At 64.4% G+C, this 19,067-nt stretch carries 19 protein-coding genes; 15 read left to right on the top strand and 4 right to left on the bottom strand.

What is annotated here, in order from left to right:
* The first annotated feature begins 108 nt into the window (after positions 1-108).
* The 4 genes from rbfA (at position 109) to pnp (ending at position 4,209) form a co-directional block, all read left to right on the top strand.
* Positions 109-501, top strand: coding sequence for a 30S ribosome-binding factor RbfA (gene rbfA / locus C0541_RS07260; protein ID WP_024937968.1), 393 nt, complete (start codon positions 109-111; stop codon positions 499-501).
* 80 nt (positions 502-581) lie between these two features.
* Positions 582-1,508: a tRNA pseudouridine(55) synthase TruB gene (gene truB, locus C0541_RS07255; protein WP_115047028.1), complete on the top strand. Its 927-nt coding sequence runs from the start codon at positions 582-584 to the stop codon at positions 1,506-1,508.
* A 156-nt stretch (positions 1,509-1,664) separates the two neighbouring features.
* Positions 1,665-1,925: a 30S ribosomal protein S15 gene (gene rpsO, locus C0541_RS07250; RefSeq protein ID WP_003485583.1), complete on the top strand. Its 261-nt coding sequence runs from the start codon at positions 1,665-1,667 to the stop codon at positions 1,923-1,925.
* 169 nt (positions 1,926-2,094) lie between these two features.
* Positions 2,095-4,209 carry a polyribonucleotide nucleotidyltransferase gene (gene pnp, locus C0541_RS07245; protein ID WP_115047026.1) on the top strand — a complete coding sequence of 705 codons (2,115 nt, stop codon included), beginning with the start codon at positions 2,095-2,097 and terminating at the stop codon, positions 4,207-4,209.
* Positions 4,210-4,561: 352 nt separating this feature from the next.
* Here pnp and C0541_RS07240 read toward each other — a convergent pair whose 3' ends face one another.
* From C0541_RS07240 to C0541_RS07230, 3 genes are all read right to left on the bottom strand, one after another.
* Positions 4,562-5,608, bottom strand: coding sequence for a DUF2272 domain-containing protein (locus C0541_RS07240; protein WP_115047024.1), 1,047 nt, complete (start codon positions 5,606-5,608; stop codon positions 4,562-4,564).
* 62 nt (positions 5,609-5,670) lie between these two features.
* Positions 5,671-6,555 carry a carboxylating nicotinate-nucleotide diphosphorylase gene (gene nadC, locus C0541_RS07235; protein ID WP_161959931.1) on the bottom strand — a complete coding sequence of 295 codons (885 nt, stop codon included), beginning with the start codon at positions 6,553-6,555 and terminating at the stop codon, positions 5,671-5,673.
* Entirely contained in the window at positions 6,552-6,821 is a 270-nt protein-coding gene (locus C0541_RS07230; RefSeq protein WP_104648003.1) for a Trm112 family protein, read from the bottom strand. Before C0541_RS07230 ends, nadC begins: the two co-directional genes overlap by 4 nt.
* Before the next feature lie 58 nt (positions 6,822-6,879).
* On the opposite strand from C0541_RS07230, the gene purE reads away from it, so the two are divergent.
* A complete protein-coding gene (gene purE, locus C0541_RS07225) occupies positions 6,880-7,383 on the top strand; it encodes a 5-(carboxyamino)imidazole ribonucleotide mutase (RefSeq protein WP_016901088.1) in 504 nt (167 codons plus the stop codon).
* Positions 7,380-8,537, top strand: a complete 1,158-nt coding sequence (locus C0541_RS07220) for a 5-(carboxyamino)imidazole ribonucleotide synthase (RefSeq protein ID WP_115047020.1) — start codon at positions 7,380-7,382, stop codon at positions 8,535-8,537. Before purE ends, C0541_RS07220 begins: the two co-directional genes overlap by 4 nt.
* 129 nt (positions 8,538-8,666) lie before the next feature.
* On the opposite strand, the gene C0541_RS07215 is transcribed toward C0541_RS07220, so the two are convergent.
* A complete protein-coding gene (locus tag C0541_RS07215) occupies positions 8,667-9,245 on the bottom strand; it encodes a superoxide dismutase (RefSeq protein ID WP_115047018.1) in 579 nt (192 codons plus the stop codon).
* A gap of 121 nt (positions 9,246-9,366) precedes the next feature.
* On the opposite strand from C0541_RS07215, the gene grxD reads away from it, so the two are divergent.
* The 9 genes from grxD to C0541_RS07170 all read left to right on the top strand — a co-directional run bounded on the left by grxD (position 9,367) and on the right by C0541_RS07170 (position 19,063).
* A complete protein-coding gene (gene grxD, locus C0541_RS07210; protein ID WP_006450539.1) occupies positions 9,367-9,687 on the top strand; it encodes a Grx4 family monothiol glutaredoxin in 321 nt (106 codons plus the stop codon).
* Positions 9,684-10,427: an SDR family NAD(P)-dependent oxidoreductase gene (locus C0541_RS07205; RefSeq protein WP_161959930.1), complete on the top strand. Its 744-nt coding sequence runs from the start codon at positions 9,684-9,686 to the stop codon at positions 10,425-10,427. Before grxD ends, C0541_RS07205 begins: the two co-directional genes overlap by 4 nt.
* Positions 10,424-11,023, top strand: coding sequence for a YhgN family NAAT transporter (locus C0541_RS07200; protein ID WP_064508074.1), 600 nt, complete (start codon positions 10,424-10,426; stop codon positions 11,021-11,023). The genes C0541_RS07205 and C0541_RS07200 overlap by 4 nt, the downstream gene beginning before the upstream one ends.
* Before the next feature lie 456 nt (positions 11,024-11,479).
* Positions 11,480-14,725 (top strand): TonB-dependent receptor, encoded by a 3,246-nt coding sequence (locus C0541_RS07195; protein ID WP_115047016.1) that lies wholly within the window; start codon positions 11,480-11,482, stop codon positions 14,723-14,725.
* Between the two features lie 106 nt (positions 14,726-14,831).
* Positions 14,832-16,217 carry a nucleotide 5'-monophosphate nucleosidase PpnN gene (gene ppnN, locus C0541_RS07190; protein WP_115047014.1) on the top strand — a complete coding sequence of 462 codons (1,386 nt, stop codon included), beginning with the start codon at positions 14,832-14,834 and terminating at the stop codon, positions 16,215-16,217.
* A 181-nt stretch (positions 16,218-16,398) separates the two neighbouring features.
* Positions 16,399-16,914 (top strand): GspH/FimT family pseudopilin, encoded by a 516-nt coding sequence (locus tag C0541_RS07185; RefSeq protein WP_115047012.1) that lies wholly within the window; start codon positions 16,399-16,401, stop codon positions 16,912-16,914.
* Positions 16,914-17,387, top strand: a complete 474-nt coding sequence (gene pilV / locus C0541_RS07180) for a type IV pilus modification protein PilV (RefSeq protein WP_115047373.1) — start codon at positions 16,914-16,916, stop codon at positions 17,385-17,387. Before C0541_RS07185 ends, pilV begins: the two co-directional genes overlap by 1 nt.
* The gene (locus C0541_RS07175) at positions 17,384-18,550 is read left to right on the top strand and encodes a PilW family protein (RefSeq protein ID WP_115047010.1); all 1,167 of its coding nucleotides are present in this window, start codon (positions 17,384-17,386) and stop codon (positions 18,548-18,550) included. Before pilV ends, C0541_RS07175 begins: the two co-directional genes overlap by 4 nt.
* Positions 18,551-18,553: 3 nt before the next feature.
* Positions 18,554-19,063 (top strand): pilus assembly PilX family protein, encoded by a 510-nt coding sequence (locus tag C0541_RS07170; protein WP_115047008.1) that lies wholly within the window; start codon positions 18,554-18,556, stop codon positions 19,061-19,063.
* The last annotated feature ends 4 nt before the right edge of the window (positions 19,064-19,067 follow it).

Raw genomic sequence — 19,067 nt, 5'->3', positions numbered from 1 at the left:
TGGCGCATGGCGTCACGCAAGTTTTGCAAGGCGAGGGCGGCATGGCCGCCCGCGTCCGTTTTTGGCTTCGGTGCCAACTGGCCCTCCGAATCAACCAGGTCCACGACCATGCCAACCAAATCATTCCATCGCACCGACCGCGTGTCGGCACAGGTGCGCCGCGACCTCGGCACCATCGTGCACGCGGCCGTGCGCGACCACGGCCTGCCGTCGGTCAGTGTGTCCGACGTCGAAATCAGCCGCGACCTGGCGCATGCCAAGGTGTTCGTCACCGCGCTGCAGCAGGAGCGCTCGGCCGAAGCGGTCAAGGGGCTCAAGGAAATCGCCGGTCAGCTGCGCACGCAGCTGGCACGCGCGATGAAGCTTCGGCATGTGCCCGAGCTGCATTTCCATTACGACGATTCGGTCGATCGCGGCGAGCGCATCGACAACCTGCTGCGTGACCTGGACGATGTCGGCCCCGAGGCCGCGTCCAGCGACGAGGACGCCGAGCAGCGCTGAGCGCTGCCGACCGGCCGCCTGTTGACCAGCGGCCCTGATTTCAACGGGCGCGCACGGTGCCCGATTCGAGCACTGATCTCTTGAAACCCCGCATCGTCTATCGCCCGTTGCACGGCATCCTGTTGCTCGACAAGCCGGCTGGAGTCAGCTCCAACACGGCATTGCAGTCCGCACGCCGCTTGCTGCGGGCCGAAAAGGGCGGCCACACCGGCAGCCTGGACCCGCTGGCCACCGGCCTGCTGCCGCTGTGTCTGGGCGAGGCGACCAAGATTGCCGGCCTGCTGCTCGGTTCGGCCAAGGCCTACGACGCCGAGGTGGTGCTGGGTGTCACCACCGATACCGACGATGCCGATGGTCAGGTCCTGCGCGAGCGTGCCGTGCCCGCACTGGGCGAAGACGCGCTGCGTGCAGCGCTGGCACCCTTCATCGGGCGCATCCGCCAGCAGGCGCCGATCTATTCCGCGCTCAAGCAGGGCGGCGAGCCGCTGTACGCCAAGGCGCGCCGTGGCGAGGCGATCGAGGCGCCGGTACGCGAGGTCGAGGTACAGGCGATCGAGGTGATCGGCTACGCCGCGCCGCGGCTGCAACTGCGCGTGACCTGCGGCTCGGGCACCTACATCCGCAGCCTGGCGCGCGATCTGGGCGAGGTGCTCGGCTGCGGTGCGCATATCGCCTCGCTGCGCCGGCTCTGGGTCGAGCCATTTCGCGCGCCGCAGATGATCACGCTGGAGGCGCTGTCGGCTGCCCTGGATACGGGTACCGATGCACAGGAGCTGTTGCTGCCGATCGAGGCCGGACTGGCCGATTTTGCGCGGATCGTGCTCGATGCGCCGCACGCGGCACGTTTTCGCATGGGCCAGCGCCTGCGCGATGCGGCGTTTCCGACCGGCCAGGTGGCGGTGTTCGGACCCGACGGAATCCCCTCCGGGCTAGGCCTGGTGGACGCCGAGGGGCGTTTGTCACCGCAGCGATTGTTCAACGGACTGAACGACGCAGTGGCTTGTTAAGGTTTAGTCAACTTGTTCCCCGGCCCGCACGACGTTACAATTTTGCGGCCCTGATCGGGGCACCTCAGCGCCAAGCGCGCACATCCCAAGCAAACGGCGAGTCCGGCGGTGCGTCATGCACGTTCCTGTCGACCACGCATCTATCGAGTAAACATCATGTCCGTCGACACCCAGAAAGTTATTGAAGACAACAAGCGCAGCGCCCAGGACACCGGTTCGCCGGAAGTGCAGGTCGCCCTGCTGACCGCGCGCATCGAGCTGCTGACCGGCCACTTCAAGACCCACAAGAAGGATCACCACAGCCGTCGTGGCCTGCTGCAGATGGTCAACCGCCGCCGCAGCCTGCTCGACTACCTGAAGAAGAAGGACAACGAGCGTTACAAGTCCTTGATCGAGAAGCTCGGCCTGCGCCGCTAATCGAGTCACACCGCCGCGGCGCAGCGATGCGCCGCGGCTTTGTTTTGGTCATTCGCATTACGTTATCTGCAGCATGCAGTTCATGGGCCGGAGCCTCCCGGCCGCCCGTTCTCGGCATGGGTCGACGACGGTCCAACGAAGACAGCAACACCTAAGGGAAAAAACCTCCGTGGCAAAAATCACCAAAACCTTCCAGTACGGCAAGCACACCGTCACCCTGGAGACGGGCGAAATCGCTCGCCAGGCAGGCGGCGCCGTCATCGTCAAGTTCGACGACACCGTACTGCTGGTCACCGCCGTCGCCGCCAAGAGCGCGCGCGAAGGGCAGGACTTCTTTCCTCTGACGGTCGATTATCAGGAGAAGTTCTACGCCGGCGGCCGCATCCCGGGCGGCTTCTTCAAGCGCGAAGGACGTGCGACCGAGAAGGAAACGTTGATCTCGCGCCTGATCGATCGCCCGATCCGTCCGCTGTTCCCGGAGGACTACAAGAACGAAGTGCAGATCATCGCCACCGTGATGTCGATGAACCCGGACATCGACGGCGATATCGCCGCGCTGATCGGCGCATCGGCCGCGCTGTCGCTGGCCGGCACCCCGTTCAACGGCCCGATCGCTGCGGCGAAGGTCGGCTACAAGAATGGCGAATACATCCTCAACCCGACCGTGACCGAGCTGAAGGATTCGCAGCTGGAGCTGGTCGTGGCCGGTACCGCCAACGCGGTGCTGATGGTCGAGTCCGAAGCCGAGCTGCTGTCGGAAGAAGTGATGCTGGGCGCGGTGACGTTCGGCCATCGCGAGATGCAGAAGGTCATCAACATCATCAACGAGCTGACCGTCGAAGCCGGCACCAAGCCGTCCGACTGGGTGGCTCCGGCCAAGAATGACGGCATGATCGCCGCGCTGAAGGAAGCGGTGGGCGATCAGCTCGCCTCGGCATTCCAGGTGCGCGACAAGCTGCAGCGCCGCGATGCGATTTCGGCGATCAAGAAGGACGTGCTGGGTGCGCTGGCACCGCGCGCCACCGTCGAAGGCTGGGCTGCCGGTGATCTGTCCAAGGAATTTGGCGAGCTGGAATACCAGACCATGCGTGGCTCGGTGCTGAGCACCAAGGTGCGCATCGACGGCCGTGCACTGGATACCGTGCGTCCGATCAGCGCCAAGGCTGGCGTGCTGCCGCGTACCCATGGCTCGGCGCTGTTCACCCGCGGCGAGACCCAGGCGATCGTGATCACCACGCTCGGCACCGCACGCGACGGTCAGGTCATCGACGCCGTCTCGGGCGAGTACAAGGAAAACTTCCTGTTCCATTACAACTTCCCTCCGTATTCGGTGGGCGAGTGCGGTCGTTTCGGTGCGCCGAAGCGTCGCGAGATCGGCCACGGCCGTCTGGCCAAGCGCGGCGTGCTGGCGGTGATGCCGAGCCTGGAAGAATTCCCGTACACCATCCGCGTGGTCTCGGAAATCACCGAGTCCAACGGTTCGTCCTCGATGGCCTCGGTCTGCGGCAGCTCGCTGGCGCTGATGGATGCCGGCGTGCCGATCAAGGCGCCGGTCGCGGGTATCGCGATGGGTCTGGTCAAGGAAGGCAGCGACTTCGTCGTGCTGTCGGACATCCTGGGTGACGAAGATCACCTCGGCGACATGGACTTCAAGGTGGCCGGTACTGCCGAAGGCGTGTCCGCGCTGCAGATGGACATCAAGATCGAAGGCATCACCGAAGAGATCATGAAGCAGGCATTGCAGCAGGCCAAGGCCGGCCGTCTGCACATCCTCGGCGAGATGGCGCATGCCCTGACCACTCCGCGTCAGGAATTGAGCGATTACGCCCCGCGCCTGCTGACCATCAAGATCCACCCGGACAAGATCCGCGAAGTGATCGGCAAGGGTGGCTCGACCATCCAGGCCATCACCAAGGAAACCGGTACGCAGATCGACATCCAGGACGACGGCACGATCATCATCGCATCGGTCAATGCCATCGCTGCGCAGGCTGCGAAGTCGCGCATCGAGCAGATCACCTCGGACGTGGAGCCGGGCCGCATTTACGAAGGCAAGGTCGCCAAGATCATGGACTTCGGTGCGTTCGTCACCATCCTGCCGGGCAAGGACGGCCTGGTGCACGTCTCGCAGATCTCCAGCGAGCGCGTGGAGAAGGTCGGCGACAAGCTGAAGGAAGGCGATCTGGTCCGCGTCAAGGTGCTGGAAGTGGACAAGCAGGGCCGTATCCGTCTGTCGATCAAGGCAGTGGAAGAAGGCGAGGGCGTTCCGCCGTCGGCCGAGTAATCGCCACTGTTTGATGCGTCACGAAAAAGCGGGCTTCGGCCCGCTTTTTTGTTGGCTGTTCGGCGAGGGCGGGTGACGTGATCCATCTCCTGCGGGAGAAGGTGCCCCGCAGGGGCGGATGAGGGTGCGAGCGAAGCCTCGTGTGGTTGAACCTTCGCCAGGGCTCCGCTTTCGTACCCTCACCCAACCCTGTCCCGATGGGAGAGGGGCTTGATTCCTTCTCCTGCGGGAGAAGGTGCCCCACAGGGGCAGATGAGGGGACGGGCGAAGCCTAGTGTGGTCGAACCTTGGCCAGGGCTCCGCTTCCGTACCCTCACCCCTCTCCCGACGCGAGAGCGGCTTCGAGCCTTGCTTACCCGGGCTGCTGTGTCGGCGCGGGCTGTGTTTCCGGACGCGGTGGCACGACGCGTGGAAAACCCGGCGGCATCGTTGCGGGCAAGGTGGTTGGCGAAGGCAATGGCTCGACCGGCGGGGGCGCGGTCATCGCCGCATCCGGGCGCAGCTTCAACAAGGCCGCCCAGTCGCGACGATTGAAATCGCACAGTTCCTCGTGTGCCGGCGTGCACTCGCTGGCGATGCCCAGGCCGTCCTCGCTCTGGTCCTGGCTGCCGTCGGACTGCGGTGTCGGCAGTACCACGCGACCGGCGCGGTCCAGCGGCATCTTGCGCATCATCACCGTGTTGAACACATTGCCGCCGATCAGGTACAGGGTGCGATCGCCACCGACATTGGCGGCCACCACCACATCGCAATGCGATTGCCACGGCATCGGCGCGCTGCCGCCAAGTCCGGCCCTGAGGCCGGCGTAGCCAAGCGCGACACTGCGCCCGCGCAACAGGCACAGCAGATCGCCGGGAGCGGGCTTCTCCGCTGCCGGGTCGGTGAACTGGTAAGGCCCGCTGGCGCCATCGTTGTAGGCGTTGCGGATGTAATCCAGATGGCGTGCAGAGCGCTGGAAACCGCTCAGGCCGGCTTGTGTCATCACCCAGGAGATGAAGGCCGCCGACCACGGGTTGTCGACCAGGAACGCACGGCAATCGCTGGCGGTATAGCGCGTGCCATCCAGTGCCGCGCAACTCGACGCGCCCGGGCGGCCGCCCATCGATGCGAGCGTGCCGCTGTCGCGCCAGTAGCCTGCCACGCGTTGCCAGGCGATTACGCCATGGTCGGCGAGATAGCCCGATTCGGCTTCGGTGACGCCCAGGTTGGCCAGGCGACCCTTGGCATCGATAAACGGGTGCTGCCACAGACGATGCTCGTTGCAGGCACCGCGCACGATCGCGATTGCCGCGGGGCTGGTGCCGAAGCGTGGCGGCATGTCGCAGACTTCTGCGGCGGCGGCGGTGCCGCCCCACGCGGCCAACACCAGGCACAGCCACGGCCAAGGTTTTACAGTCATCGCAGATCCTGCATAGAACGATCGCAGCAGGCTGACAGAGCCGGCTGCGGGCACGCGTGAAATCAGTGCGGCGGCGGGCCGAGCTTGAGCGACAGATCGACGGCATGCACATGCTTGGTGAGCCCGCCGATGGAGATGCAATCCACACCATCGGCCGCAATGGCGGCGATGCCGGCCAGATCCACGCTGCCGGAGACTTCCAGCGGAATGCGTTGTTCGCGCGGCAGGGCGGCAACGATGCGCACCGCTTCGCGACGCAGTGCCGGGTCGAAATCGTCGATCAGGATGCGTGTACACCCGACCTGCAAGGCCTCGCGCAGCTGCTCCAGCGTTTCCACCTCCACCACCAGCGGCAGCTGCGGTTGCTGCGCACGTGCGGCATGCACGGCGGCGCTCAGCGAGCCGGCGGCGCGGAGATGGTTTTCCTTGAGCATCACCGTGTCGAACAGGCCGATGCGGTGGTTGTCGCCGCCGCCGCAGCGCACCGCGTATTTCTGCGCGGCGCGCAGGCCCGGCAGCGTCTTGCGCGTATCCAGGATGCGCGTGCCGGTGCCGGCCACGGCAGCGACGTAGGCAGCGGTGGTGGTCGCGGCAGCCGACAGCGTCTGCAGGAAGTTGAGCGAGGTGCGCTCGGCACTGACCAGACTGCGGCTACGGCCCTGCAGCAGCGCCAGCACCGTGCCGGCAGCAACGTGCTGGCCCTCGTGCACCTGCCAGTCGATGCGCACCTGCGGATCGAGCGCGCGGTGCGTGGCGTCGAACCAGGGCCGCCCGGCGATCACCGCATCCTGCTTGCACAGCAGGTACGCGCTGTCGGCCTGATCGGGCAACAGCGCCGCAGTCACATCGCCGCTGCCGATGTCCTCGGCCAGCGCGCGCGCCACATCGGCATCCACCAGCGCGGCCGGCGGCGCCTCCGGCACGGTCGTACCCACGGAAGACGTCACTTCTCGGGGAAGTCGGCGATCTGCGCCGTGCCGATCGCTTCTTCGGCCAGCAGCACCGGAATGCCGTCGTCGACGCGGAAGACCTGCTTGCGGTCGCGCGTGATCAGCGCCTCGCGCAGCGGCTGTGTCTGCGCCGTGCCGTCTGCACGCTGCAGGGTTCCGCCGGCGATGGCGGTATTGAGTGCCTCCAGGCCCTTGCCGTCGAGCAGCGAGAGCGGCTGGCGGGTGTCGGGCGAGCACAGCAGGTCGAGCAGTTTGCGATCCATCGAAGTCTTGTCTTGCGTGGAGATTGGCTAGAATACGTCTTTACCGCAGGGCAGGGCCATGACCTCCAACCACTCCGCGCCGCTGGTCGGCATCGTGATGGGTTCCCGTTCCGACTGGGAAACCATGCAACATGCGGCTCAGAAGCTCGACGCGCTGGGCGTGCCGTACGAAGTCAAGGTGGTCTCGGCGCACCGCACGCCGGATGTGTTGTTCAGCTACGCAGAGCAGGCGGGTGAACGCGGCCTGCGCGCGATCATTGCCGGCGCCGGTGGCGCGGCGCATCTGCCGGGCATGCTGGCGGCCAAGACGGCGGTACCGGTGCTCGGTGTGCCGGTGCAGTCCAAGGCGCTCAACGGCATGGATTCGCTGCTGTCGATCGTGCAGATGCCGGCCGGAATTCCGGTGGCGACGTTTGCGATCGGCAACGCCGGCGCGGCCAATGCGGCCTTGTTCGCCGCTGCGATGCTGGCGCCGGAGCAGGCGCAGATCGGTCAGGCGCTGGCGCAGTTCCGCGCCAGGCAGACCGACGATGTCATGGCCAGCGACGACCCGCGCCAATGACCACGGTCGGTATTCTGGGCGGCGGCCAGCTGGCGCGCATGCTGGTACTGGCCGGCGCGCCACTGGGCTTGCGGTTTGCGGTATTCGACCCGGCGGCCGATGCCTGCGCCGGACAGGTCGCGCCGCTGCAGGTGGGCGCTTTCGACGATGCTGCCGCGCTTGCCGCATTTGCTGCGCAGGTGGATGTGATCACCTTCGATTTCGAAAACGTGCCGGCCGCCAGCGCGCAGCAATTGGCCGCGCAGCTGCCAGTGTTTCCCAGTGCTGCCGCGTTGGCGGTGGCGCAGGACCGGCTCAGCGAAAAGACCCTGTTCCGCGAGCTCGGCATTCCGGTGCCCGCGTTCGCCGCCATCGACGACCGTGCGGGACTCGACGCCGCATTGGCCCGTATCGGCACGCCGTGCGTGCTCAAGACGCGCCGCTTCGGTTACGACGGCAAGGGCCAGTTCCGCATCAAGACGCTGGCCGATGCCGATGCCGCGTGGGACGCGCTCGGTGCGCAGGCCGCAAGGGTGGGCCTGATCGTGGAAGCCTTCGTACCGTTCGAGCGCGAGGTCAGCGTGGTGGCCGTGCGTGGGCGCGATGGCGAGTTCCGTGCCTGGCCGCTGACAGAGAACTGGCATGTGGACGGTGTGCTCTCGGCCAGTCTTGCGCCGGCGCGTGTGGATGCCGGGTTGCAGGCGGTGGCAGAGGCGCATGCGCGCGCGATCGCCGAGCGCGTGGACTACGTGGGCGTCTTCGCGCTCGAGCTGTTCGTGCGCGATGGCCAGTTGCTCGCCAACGAGATGGCGCCGCGCGTGCACAACTCCGGGCACTGGACCATCGAAGGCGCCGAGACCTCGCAATTCGAAAATCACGTGCGTGCGGTGCTCGGTTTGCCGCTCGGCAGCACCGCGATGCGCGGGCATGCCTGCATGCTCAACTGGCTGGGCGCGATGCCCGATGCTGCCGCATTCCTGGCGGTGCCCGGCGGGCACTGGCACGACTACGGCAAGCAATCGCGCGAGGGCCGCAAGGTCGGCCACGCGACGCTGCGCGCCGAGACCCCGCAGGCGCTTGCGCATGCATTGAGCCAAGCTGGCACCGTGCTGCAGCGTGAGGCACAGGTCGGTCCGGTGCTTGCGCGCTTGAGCGAAGCGTCACTCGCAGAATGAGCGTTGGCGCCGCTGCGACCTGGCGCATGTGCCGGGTCGTGGCGGAGCTGGACCGCCGTGCGCGATGCCGCCGGCTGCGCCGCTGCAACCCATCACCCAATCGTCGACCGGTTGCCACGGCGCAAGCGACTAGCCCAGTCGGCTGGCCACGAAGTCCCAGTTGATCAGCTTCCAGAACGCGTCCAGGTACTGCGCGCGATCCTGCCGGTAATCCAGGTAGTACGCATGCTCCCAGAGGTCGCAGGCGAGCAGCGGCGTGTCCGGCCCGGTGAGCGGCGTGGAGGCATTGGGCGTGGCGACGATCGCCAACGTGCCATCCGGCCGCTGCACCAGCCACACCCAGCCCGAGCCGAAGGTGCCCAGGGCGACGCGGTTGAATTCCTGCCTGAAGTGCACGAAGTCGCCGAACGATTCGGCAATGCGGTCGGCCAGCCGACCCAGCGGCTCGCCGCCGCCGCGGGGCCGCAGGCACTGCCAATAGAAGTTGTGGTTCCACACCTGCGCGGCCAGATGGAACAGCGTGCCTTGCGCCCGCGCGATGATGTCTTCCAGCGTCAGCTCGGCGAACTCGCTGCCTTCGATGCGTGCATTGAGCCGATCGACCTCGCTGCGATGACAGATGCCGTGGTGCGCATCGAGGGTGGCGGCGGAGAGATGCGGCTCCAGGGCGGCGCGGGAGTAGGGCAGGGCAAGGTGTTCGATCGGCATGATGGCAAGGGCAGCGAAGGGAGTGCGGCGACAGGTCGCGCCGAGGGCTTACAATGCGCGCCTTTGCGGAAGTCTATCCGACCCGGCGGTCGGGCCTGCCGCTCCCAGTCAGGAGAGTCCAATGCCGGTGATGGAACGGATCCAGGCCGAAGTCGAACAACACCCGATCGTGCTGTTCATGAAAGGCACCCCGCAATTTCCGATGTGCGGTTTTTCCAGTCGCGCCGTGCAGGCCCTGGTCGCCGCCGGCGCCGACCAGCTGCGCACGGTCAACGTGCTCGAAGAGCCCGAAGTGCGCGCCAATCTGCCGCGCTATTCCAACTGGCCGACCTTCCCGCAATTGTTCATCCACGGCGAGCTGATCGGCGGTTGCGACATCACGCTGGAACTGTTCGAAGCCGGCGAGCTCAAGCGCATTGTCAGCGAGGCCTACCAGCCGTGAGCCTGGCGCAGGCCCAGCTCGATGCGCCGGCGCTTGCCGGGCGCGTGGTGCTGATCACCGGCGCAGCCGGCGGTCTCGGTAGCGCTGCGGCGCAGGCATGCGCATCTGCCGGCGCGACCGTGGTGCTGCTCGGTCGCAAGCTGCGCCCGCTGGAGCGCGTCTATGACGCGGTTGCCAAGCTCGGTCCGGAGCCGTTGCTGTATCCGCTGGATCTGGCCGGTGCCACGCCGGACGACTACGCTGCGCTGGCGCAACGGCTGCAGTCCGAACTCGGTGGCCTGCACGGCCTGCTGCACTGCGCTGCCGACTTCACGGGCCTGACCCCGGCCGAACTTGCGGCGCCTGCCGACTTCGCACGCAACCTGCATGTCAACCTCACCGCGCGCGCCTGGTTGACCCAGGCCTGCCTGCCGCTGTTGCGGCAGCAAGCCGATGCGGCGGTGGTCTTCGTCGTCGACGACCCTGCACGCGTTGGTCAGGCCTACTGGGGCGCCTACGGCGCTGCCCAGCATGCGCAGCGTGGCCTGCTCGCCAGCCTGCATCACGAAACCGCCGCCGGCCCGGTCCGCATCAGCGGACTGCAGCCCGGCCCGATGCGCACCGCCTTGCGCGCGCGCGCCTTCACCCATCAGGAAGACAGCGACGCGGTGGACCCCGCGCGCTATGCGTCCGCCTGCATCACCTTGTTGTCCATGGCAGGTGCTTCGCACCGCGGTGCGATCTGGAGCCCTTCCGCATGACCATTCTGTCGGCAGCCCTGCTGCTGTTCCTGATCCTCGACCCGCTGGGCAACATCCCGGTGTTTCTCAGCGTGCTCAAGCCGCTGCCACCGAAGCGGCAGCGCTTCGTGCTCGCGCGCGAGTTGCTGATCGCCCTGTGCGTGCTGATGGCGTTTCTGTGGGGCGGCAAGTACGCGCTGGAGCTGATGCACCTGCGCCAGGAGTCGGTGGCGATCGCCGGCGGCATCGTGCTGTTCCTGATCGGCATCCGCATGATCTTCCCGCGTCCGGAAGGCCTGATGGGCGAGATCCCCGACGGCGAGCCCTTCATCGTGCCGCTGGCGATCCCGCTGGTGGCCGGCCCGTCCGGCATGGCGGCGGTGATGCTGATGGGCAGCAACGAACCCACCCGGCTGTGGGATTGGAGCCTGGCGCTGATGATTGCCTGGATCGGTGCCTCGTCGATCCTGGCTTCGGCCCCGCTGTTGTACAAACTGCTCGGTCATCGCGCACTGACCGCGATCGAGCGCCTGATGGGCATGCTGCTGGTGGCCATTTCGGTGCAGATGTTCCTGGATGGCCTGGGGACGTATTTCAAGCTGCCGGTGTCGATCTGAGCCAGTCGGTGATAGGCGGGCAGGGCGTGGGAGCGACCTGTGACACTGCCTACTGAGAATCTGAAGCCACGCCACTGACGCGTAGCGGTGCAAGCAGCCGGCGGCGCCGGGATGCCCTCTGTAACAAGGGGCCTCCGACAGCCCTCGCCGCGCTTTCGGGCCGGATGAGCCCTGTTTTCGGTAAAACGGCTCAATAGCGCGACGCTGGTCGCAGATGCGGCGCGACCTTGCGCAAGCTGGCGTTTACGCCTTCACATGCGAAATTCATGTTGCACTGCGCGAACTTTGTCACGCCGCCGTCACAATCAGGCCTTAGCGTGTTAATCTGTTGTTAACCGTTGCGGCAGCAACCAGCCGCGCGGCAAGGGACCCCAGATCATCGGCAGCCCACCCCCGGGAACGGTTGGGCTGACTGCGCCTTTTTGTCACTGCCCAACCTGTATCGAGGCTACCGAAATGACCCACCCCCGTTGTCTTCGCATGTCCAAGCTGACGCTTGGCCTTGTTGCCGCGCTCGCTGCCGCCCCCGTGTTCGCTCAGAGCACCTCCGCCGGCGTCGCTGGCCTGGTTACCAGCAGCGGCGGTCAGCCGGTGCCGAATGCCGAAGTGACGATCACCCACGTCGAATCGGGAACCGTCAGCCGCGCCACCACCGATGCCAGTGGACGTTACAACGCGCGCGGCTTGCGCGTAGGTGGGCCGTACACGATCACCATCACCAAGTCGGGCGAAGGCACCAAGACCGAAGAAGGCGTGTATCTGAACCTCAACCAGGTCAACAGCGTCGATGCGTCGCTGGGCGGCGACGTAACCACGCTGGGTGCGGTACAGGCCATCGGTGGCGATTACGGCTCGGCGCTGTTCAGCGCCAACAAGATGGGCACCGGCACCAACGTGACCCGCGAGCAGATCGAATCGCTGCCGTCGATCAACCGCAACCTGCAGGACTACGTACGTCTGGATCCGCGCGTGGCGCAGACCGACAAGGCGCGTAACGAGATTTCCGTGGGCGGCCAGAATCCGCGCTTCAACCTGATCCGTGTCGACGGTATCAGCACCAACGACGCGTTCGGCCTGGAATCCAACGGCTTGCCGACGCCGCGCCAGCCGTTCTCGATGGATGTCATCGACGAAATCTCGGTCGACGTGGCCAACTACGACGTCACCATCACCGGGGCCACCGGCGGCGTGATCAATGCGGTGACCAAGTCCGGTACCAACGAGTTCCACGGTTCGGTGTACGGCACCTACCGTGAGAACGATTGGTCGGGCAAGAACCAGAACGATATCCGCCCGCAGCTGTTCGATAACGAAACCACCTACGGCCTGACCCTGGGCGGCCCGGTCATCAAGGACAAGCTGTTCTTCTTCGCCAACTACGAAAAGTACAAGGGCAAGGGCGTGTTCACCGGAGCCTCCGGCTACGGCCCGATCGGTTCTGGCGCGAGCAACATCGTGGAGATCCCGCAGGCCGACATCGATCGGATCATCGACATCTCGCGTAACGTCTACGGGTTTGACCCGGGAACCCTGGCGCTGCCAGCGCTGGATTCGGATTCGGAAGAAAAGGGCTTCAAGCTTGACTGGAACATCTCCGACAAGCATCGCGCCTCGTTCCGTTATGGCGAGAGCGAGCAGAGCACTGCCAACCTCAACGGTTTCGGCAATCAGGCGCTGTCGCTGAACTCGTTCCACTACGTTCGCGATTTCAGCCTCAAGACGTATACGGCGCAGTTGTTCAGCGACTGGACCGACACCTTCTCGACCGAAGCCAAGGTGTCGTACCGCGATTACTCCGCCGTGCGTACTGCTGCCTCGCAGCTGCCGGCCGTTGCAGTGCGCATCGGTAACAACACCGTCAACCTGGGTACCGAGCAGAGCACCCAGGCCAACGAACTGCGTACCGAAACCTGGAATGCCTTCTTCGCGGGCACGTTGTTCTTGGACGACCACACCGTCAAGTTCGGCTTCGACTACGAAGACAACGATCTGTTCAACCTGTTCGGTCAGCGTGTCTTTGGTTCCTACACGTTCAACTCGGTTGCCGACTACGCGGCCAATCGTCCGTTGAACTACCGTTACTCGCGCTCCAACAGCGGCAACATCGACGACATCGCTGCAGACTGGGGCATGCGCAATGTCGGCGTCTTCCTGCAAGATACCTGGGCCGTCAACAACAACCTGACGCTGACGTTCGGTGTGCGTTACGACGAACCGATGGTCAAGAACAGCCCGGCCTACAACGCAACCGCCTCGACGCTGTTCGGCTTCCGTAACGATCAGACCATCGACGGCAACGGCCTGTTCGAGCCGCGCTTCGGTTTCAACTACACCTTCGACAGCGACCGCCCGACCCAGCTGCGTGGCGGCGTGGGCCTGTTCCAGGGCGCTGCGGCAACCGTGTGGTTGTCCAACCCGTACTCCAACACCGGTCTGGCATATACCGATTACAACTTCTCCAGCCAGACACTGGTGAACACCAATGGCATCCGCTTCACGCCGGACATCAATAACCAGCCGACCGGTAATGGATCGGTGAATGGCGCCACGCAGTCCGTCGATTTCGTCGACAGCAAGTTGGGTCAGCCGTCGGTATGGAAGGCCAATCTGGCATTCGACACCGAGCTGCCCTGGTACGGCATCGTGGCGTCTGCGGAAGCAGTGGTGACTCAAGTCAACGAGGCGATCTACTACCAGCAGCTCAATCTGGGCAACACCAGCCGCGTGGGCCAGGATGGCCGTAACCTTTACTGGAATACTGCAGGCTTGAATCCGGCCTGCTGGCTGGTTGACGGCCGTAACCCGACCGGTGCAGGCGCCCCGGCTGCTTGTGTGCGTGGCACTGCATCCGTGGTCGATGCGCGCGGCTCGCGCGATGCGCGCTTCAACGATGCCATCATCGCGCGTCCCACCGATAAGGGCGGGAGCGAGAGCTTCACCGTCGGTCTGAACAAACCCTTCAACGGCGGCGATTGGTCGTGGGGCCTGTACTACACCTACACCGACGCCGACGAAGTCAGCGGCCTGACAAGTTCGACCTCGGGTTCGCAGCTGGGCAACAACGCGGTCTTCCAGGCCAACGAAAATGTTGCCTCGACCGCTGCGTACGAAGTGAAGAACAGCATCCTCGGCACGTTGAACTGGAAGCATGCGTTCTTCGGCGACTACGAGACCAAGGTGGGCCTGATCTACCAGGGCCGCAATGGTCGCCCGTATAGCTATGCGTTCGACAACGACGCCAATGGCGACGGCCGCCTGAACGACCTGTTGTACATCCCGGCCGGCCGCGGCGACGTGCTGTTCGGTACCGCTCGAGAAGAACAGGCGTTCTGGAACTACATCGAAGGCAACGAGTACCTGGCTGCCCGCCGTGGTCAGGTCGCCGAGCGCAACGGCGCTCGCAACTCCTGGATCAACCAGTTCGACCTGCACATCGAGCAGGAGATTCCCGGCTTCTTCAAGGACAACAAGGCCTCTCTCTGGCTTGACGTCATGAACGTCGGCAACCTGCTGAACAAGAAATGGGGCCGTGTCGAAGAGTACGGCTTCCCGGGCATGCGTGGTGTCGTGGAATACGGTGGTGTCGATGCGGCCAGCGGCAAGTACGTGTACCGCTTCAATACCCCGGACCAGTCCACGGTCTACGACGATCGCGGCATCTCCCGCTGGGCGCTGCAGCTGGGCTTCCGCTACCAGTTCTAAAGCTGGCTAGCGTGTCGAAGCTTGCAAAAACGGCCGGGTTCTCCCGGCCGTTTTCTTTTGTGCGGGTGAGTACGCTAAAGTCCTAAAGATACGACAGGAGCAAGCTATGGAACTCAGCAGTACGGCAGCACGGGCGCTGCCGGTAGTGGATGCGCGGATCTATCCGCGCGGTGGCCTGGATGTGTTGTCCAAGGCGGAAGTGGCGCGTCTGCGCGACGCCTCCAGCGGCGGCATGCACGAGCTGTTGCGCCGTTGCGCGCTGGCCGTGCTCACCAGTGGTAGCGCGTCGGACGACCCGCGCGCCGCGCGCGACCTCTATCCGGATTTCGATATCCAGGTGAACCAGCAGGACCGTGGCATCCGCATCGACCTGAGCAATGCACCGGCGATGGCCTTTGTCGATGGCGAGATCATCCGCGGCGTGGCCGAGCTGCTGTTCGCCGTGGTGCGCGACCTGGCCTACATGGCGATCGAACTGGAAGCCCAGCGCGGTGATCTGGACACCAGCGAAGGCATCACCAACGCCGTTTTCGGCCAGTTGCGCAATGCGCGCATCCTGCAGCCGTCGGACCCGAACCTGGTCGTGTGCTGGGGAGGGCATTCCATCTCGCGCGACGAATATCTGTACACCAAGCAGGTCGGCTACGAGCTCGGCCTGCGCGGCCTGGATATCTGCACCGGCTGTGGCCCGGGCGCGATGAAGGGCCCGATGAAGGGCGCCACCATCGCCCACGCCAAACAGCGCAAGCACCACACCCGCTACATCGGCGTGACCGAGCCGGGCATCATCGCCGCCGAGTCGCCGAATCCGATCGTCAACCACCTGGTGATCATGCCGGACATCGAAAAGCGCCTGGAAGCCTTCGTCCGCATCGGTCACGGCATCCTGGTGTTTCCGGGAGGCGTCGGCACGGCCGAGGAAATCCTCTACCTGCTCGGCATCCTGCTGCGCGAGGAGAACGCCGACCTGCCGTTCCCGCTGATCCTGACCGGCCCGACCATTGCCGCGCCGTATTTCGAGCAGATCGACCGCTTCATCCGGCTCACCCTGGGCGAAGCTGTCGCTTCCCGCTACGAGATCATCGTCGGCGACCCGGTCGCCGTCGCCCGCCGCATGGCCGAAGGCATCCAGCAGGTACGTGCGCACCGCAAGGACCAAAAGGATTCGTACTACTTCAACTGGTCGGTGCACATCCCGCTTGAGTACCAGCAGCCGTTCGAACCCAGCCACGAGGCCATGGCCGCCCTCGACCTGCACCACGGCCGCCCAGCGCCCGCACTGGCCGCCGACCTGCGCCGCGCCTTCTCCGGCATCGTCGCCGGCAACGTGAAGGAAGACGGCATGCGCCGCATCGAGGAATTCGGCCCGTTCGAGATCAATGGCGACCCGGACATCATGCAGGCCCTGGACGAGCTGCTGCGCGGCTTCGTCGAACAGCGCCGGATGAAGATTTCAGGGGATTACCGGCCTTGTTATCGGGTGGTGACCTAAGGCCTGCTGGATGTAGACCACCATTCTGGAGAAGGGAAAAGCCGGGCTGGGTACGAACCCTAGGCCCGGTTCGTCCCCCACGCGCACGCCGACAACCCTAAAACGACCGCTCGTCCCCCCACTGCTTGTTCTTGAGGGGGTGGTCGAAGCATCTTGGTCAGGTCACGCTGGGGAGCGTCCAATGTCTTTTCGCCGATCTACCGGCTTCACACTTGTGGAATTGATCATTGCGATCGCCGTGTTGGCGATTTTGCTTACGATCGCGCTTCCAAGCTTTCGTGGAGTAATACGCTCCAATCGCGTAGCCAGTAGCGCCAATGAGACCCTCGGGCTGCTGTCTCTCGCGCGCAGTGAGGCGATACGCAATCGCCGAGGTGGTGGGGTTTGCGGTAGCGCATCGGGGACCGCATGCGACAACAACTGGGGGAGCGGGATGCTGGCTTGGGCGGATACCGACGTAGATGGAGCCTTCAAGGGTGGCGACACCGTCTTGCGTTTCGTCTCAATTGACCCGTCGCTAAGCAATTCCGGTCCGTCCGGCGCAACGATTGCATTCGATGGACGCGGGCGCAGGGTCGCGTCGACAAATCAACAGATTACGTTGCAACCGATGACGTGCGATGGGCAGGCGCTGCGGCGCACCTTGTTCGTCAATGCCGCCGGCCAGATCACGTCTCAGAAGAGCTCCTGTCAATGATGCGTCTCCGTCCCTTCGTTTCGCCCTCTCGCGCCAAGGGATTCAGTCTGCTTGAGGCGCTGGTCGCCATCGTCGTACTGGCATTTGGCTTGCTTGGCTTTGCGCTGTTGCAGACGGCCAATGTGCGGTTCGTACAGAGTTCCAACTACCGCACCCAGGCAACCAACCTGGCGTATGACCTGATGGACCAGATGCGAAGTAATCGCTTCCAGTCTGCCTGGTATACCGATGCCACCTTTGCCGCAAATAGCGTGACCGCGGCCAGTTGCAGCCGACCTCTCGGAAGCGTGGCCATCGCTGACAATATCGCGCGCTGGAAATGCCAGGTCGTGCGCGCATTGGGCGAAGGTGCCAGCGCAACCGTTCTCAATAACAACGGCCAGGTCACCGTTGGCATTAGTTGGGGAGACCAGCGCTGGGACGCCAATAATCCCAACGCCCAGACCACCTTTACCCTGGTATCGCAGCTATGACGCGGCGGCCTTCTTCCAAGCGTGTCGCTGCGGGCATCAGCTTGATAGAGATGATGATCGCCATGGTGATCGGCCTTGTGCTGATGCTGGGAGTCATCCAGGTCTTTTCTGCCTCGCGTACTGCATCGATGCTGGCTGAAGGCAGTGCGCGCGCACAGGAAAACGGACGTTTCGCCATGGATTTCCTCCAGCGCGACATTCGCATGGCCGGGCATTTCGGTTGCGTCAACGACCAGGCGCATTTTGTGCGCGGGGAGGGCGACCCGGTGGTCACTACCGGCGCGGCCAGCGGCTCGGGTCATCCGCTGGATTTCAGCATCAGCGTGCAAGGCTACGAGGCACCTAATACGACGCCTCCCGGCAGCCTGAAGCTTGGAGATAACTGGGCAGTACCAGCGAATCTCCCAGCATCGATCACCAAGCTCAATCCGCGCGGCGGCAGCGATATCCTGGTTCTGCGTTTCCTTGCTCCGGAAGGCGTGCCAATCACAACGTTGACCACAGGCAGCAACAGCGTCGTGGGCTTCAATGCCTCGGCCGGATTGCGTTTGACAGAGGGGGGGCAGGCGGCTCCGAGCCTGTTCGGGGTTGCGGACTGCGCCCATGCCACGGTGTTTAAGGGTACCTATGCCAGCGGCCAAGTCACTGCCACAGGAACCAATCTGTCCAATTACTCCACCCGTCCCAGCGGCCAGGCAATGCTTTATCGCGCCGAATCGCTGGTTTACTACGTCGGTACATCGACGACCTCGGGCGAGCCTGCGCTGATGCGTGCACGGTCCAATGGTGTCGACGACTATGGCACGCCGGAAGAGTTGGTCGAAGGGATCGAGAACATGCAGCTGCTGTTCGGTCTCGATCAGACCGTGAACATGTCCAATACCTCGCCCCCGTTGGGAAACATCAGCACCCAGGCGATCGCGAGCGACGTATCCACTGCGGTCGATGCCACAGCTGCTGGCCAGTGGAGACGGGTCGGGCAAGTTCAAGTTGGCATCCTGGCGCGCAGTCCCGCACCTTCCACAGCCGAACGCCCGGCAACTGCGTTGAATTATCCCAGTGCATTGGGCGTTTCGTTTGCGCCGCCCGCCCAGACGGATGGCCGCTACCGAATGACCTACGAATCCACGATCGCCTTGCGCAATCGTCTGTTTGGGAATTGATCAATGAATGCAGTCGCTCGCCGCCGCCCAATGCCATCCCGTCCTCGGGGGGCCGTGCTCTATGTTGCCTTGATCATGTTGATCCTGCTGGCGCTGATCGGGATCGCCGGCATGCAAGTGGCAGGCATGCAGGAAAAAATGGCGTCCAATTATCTGGTGACCAATATCGCCTTTCAGAATGCCGAGGGCGTGACGCGCAGGAGCGAGCGGGCGATTGAGGCCATCGCCAATCGCAAGAGTGCTCCCAGCGACGCAACGGTTGCGGACACTGAAATCCAGCAGAACTGCGATACAGCATTCGATCCGATGGCTTGGGCACGTAATAAGGCCGTGTCGGTCAACCAAGCGGTTAATGTGCGTCGCATCGACTCGTGCATCATCGGGGGGGGCTCGCTCGCGATGGGCGATCCGGTCGACCCGGTGACTCCGGTCTATCAAATCACCACCTTCGCCAACGATGCTACGACGGATGCATCTTCGTCGGCGGCGATCGATTCCATCTTCAAGCTCTGAGGCC

Origin of the sequence: Xanthomonas arboricola (assembly GCF_003353015.1) — a bacterium.
In the GTDB taxonomy this organism is placed as follows: domain Bacteria; phylum Pseudomonadota; class Gammaproteobacteria; order Xanthomonadales; family Xanthomonadaceae; genus Xanthomonas; species Xanthomonas arboricola_E.
Note: the sequence above shows the minus strand (reverse complement) of the source record. Positions and strands in the feature narration are given on the sequence as shown.

Bases quoted from the DNA above. Each gene is read 5' to 3' on its own strand.
- pilV (WP_115047373.1), top strand. From the start codon at position 16,914: ATGCGTCTCCGTCCCTTCGTTTCGCCCTCTCGCGCCAAGGGATTCAGT.
- C0541_RS07220 (WP_115047020.1), top strand. From the start codon at position 7,380: ATGACCACGGTCGGTATTCTGGGCGGCGGCCAGCTGGCGCGCATGCTG.
- C0541_RS07175 (WP_115047010.1), top strand. From the start codon at position 17,384: ATGACGCGGCGGCCTTCTTCCAAGCGTGTCGCTGCGGGCATCAGCTTG.
- ppnN (WP_115047014.1), top strand. From the start codon at position 14,832: ATGGAACTCAGCAGTACGGCAGCACGGGCGCTGCCGGTAGTGGATGCG.
- C0541_RS07195 (WP_115047016.1), top strand. From the start codon at position 11,480: ATGACCCACCCCCGTTGTCTTCGCATGTCCAAGCTGACGCTTGGCCTT.
- purE (WP_016901088.1), top strand. From the start codon at position 6,880: ATGACCTCCAACCACTCCGCGCCGCTGGTCGGCATCGTGATGGGTTCC.
- C0541_RS07200 (WP_064508074.1), top strand. From the start codon at position 10,424: ATGACCATTCTGTCGGCAGCCCTGCTGCTGTTCCTGATCCTCGACCCG.
- grxD (WP_006450539.1), top strand. From the start codon at position 9,367: ATGCCGGTGATGGAACGGATCCAGGCCGAAGTCGAACAACACCCGATC.
- C0541_RS07215 (WP_115047018.1), bottom strand. From the start codon at position 9,245: ATGCCGATCGAACACCTTGCCCTGCCCTACTCCCGCGCCGCCCTGGAG.
- rpsO (WP_003485583.1), top strand. From the start codon at position 1,665: ATGTCCGTCGACACCCAGAAAGTTATTGAAGACAACAAGCGCAGCGCC.
- rbfA (WP_024937968.1), top strand. From the start codon at position 109: ATGCCAACCAAATCATTCCATCGCACCGACCGCGTGTCGGCACAGGTG.
- C0541_RS07240 (WP_115047024.1), bottom strand. From the start codon at position 5,608: ATGACTGTAAAACCTTGGCCGTGGCTGTGCCTGGTGTTGGCCGCGTGG.
- C0541_RS07185 (WP_115047012.1), top strand. From the start codon at position 16,399: ATGTCTTTTCGCCGATCTACCGGCTTCACACTTGTGGAATTGATCATT.
- C0541_RS07230 (WP_104648003.1), bottom strand. From the start codon at position 6,821: ATGGATCGCAAACTGCTCGACCTGCTGTGCTCGCCCGACACCCGCCAG.
- C0541_RS07170 (WP_115047008.1), top strand. From the start codon at position 18,554: ATGAATGCAGTCGCTCGCCGCCGCCCAATGCCATCCCGTCCTCGGGGG.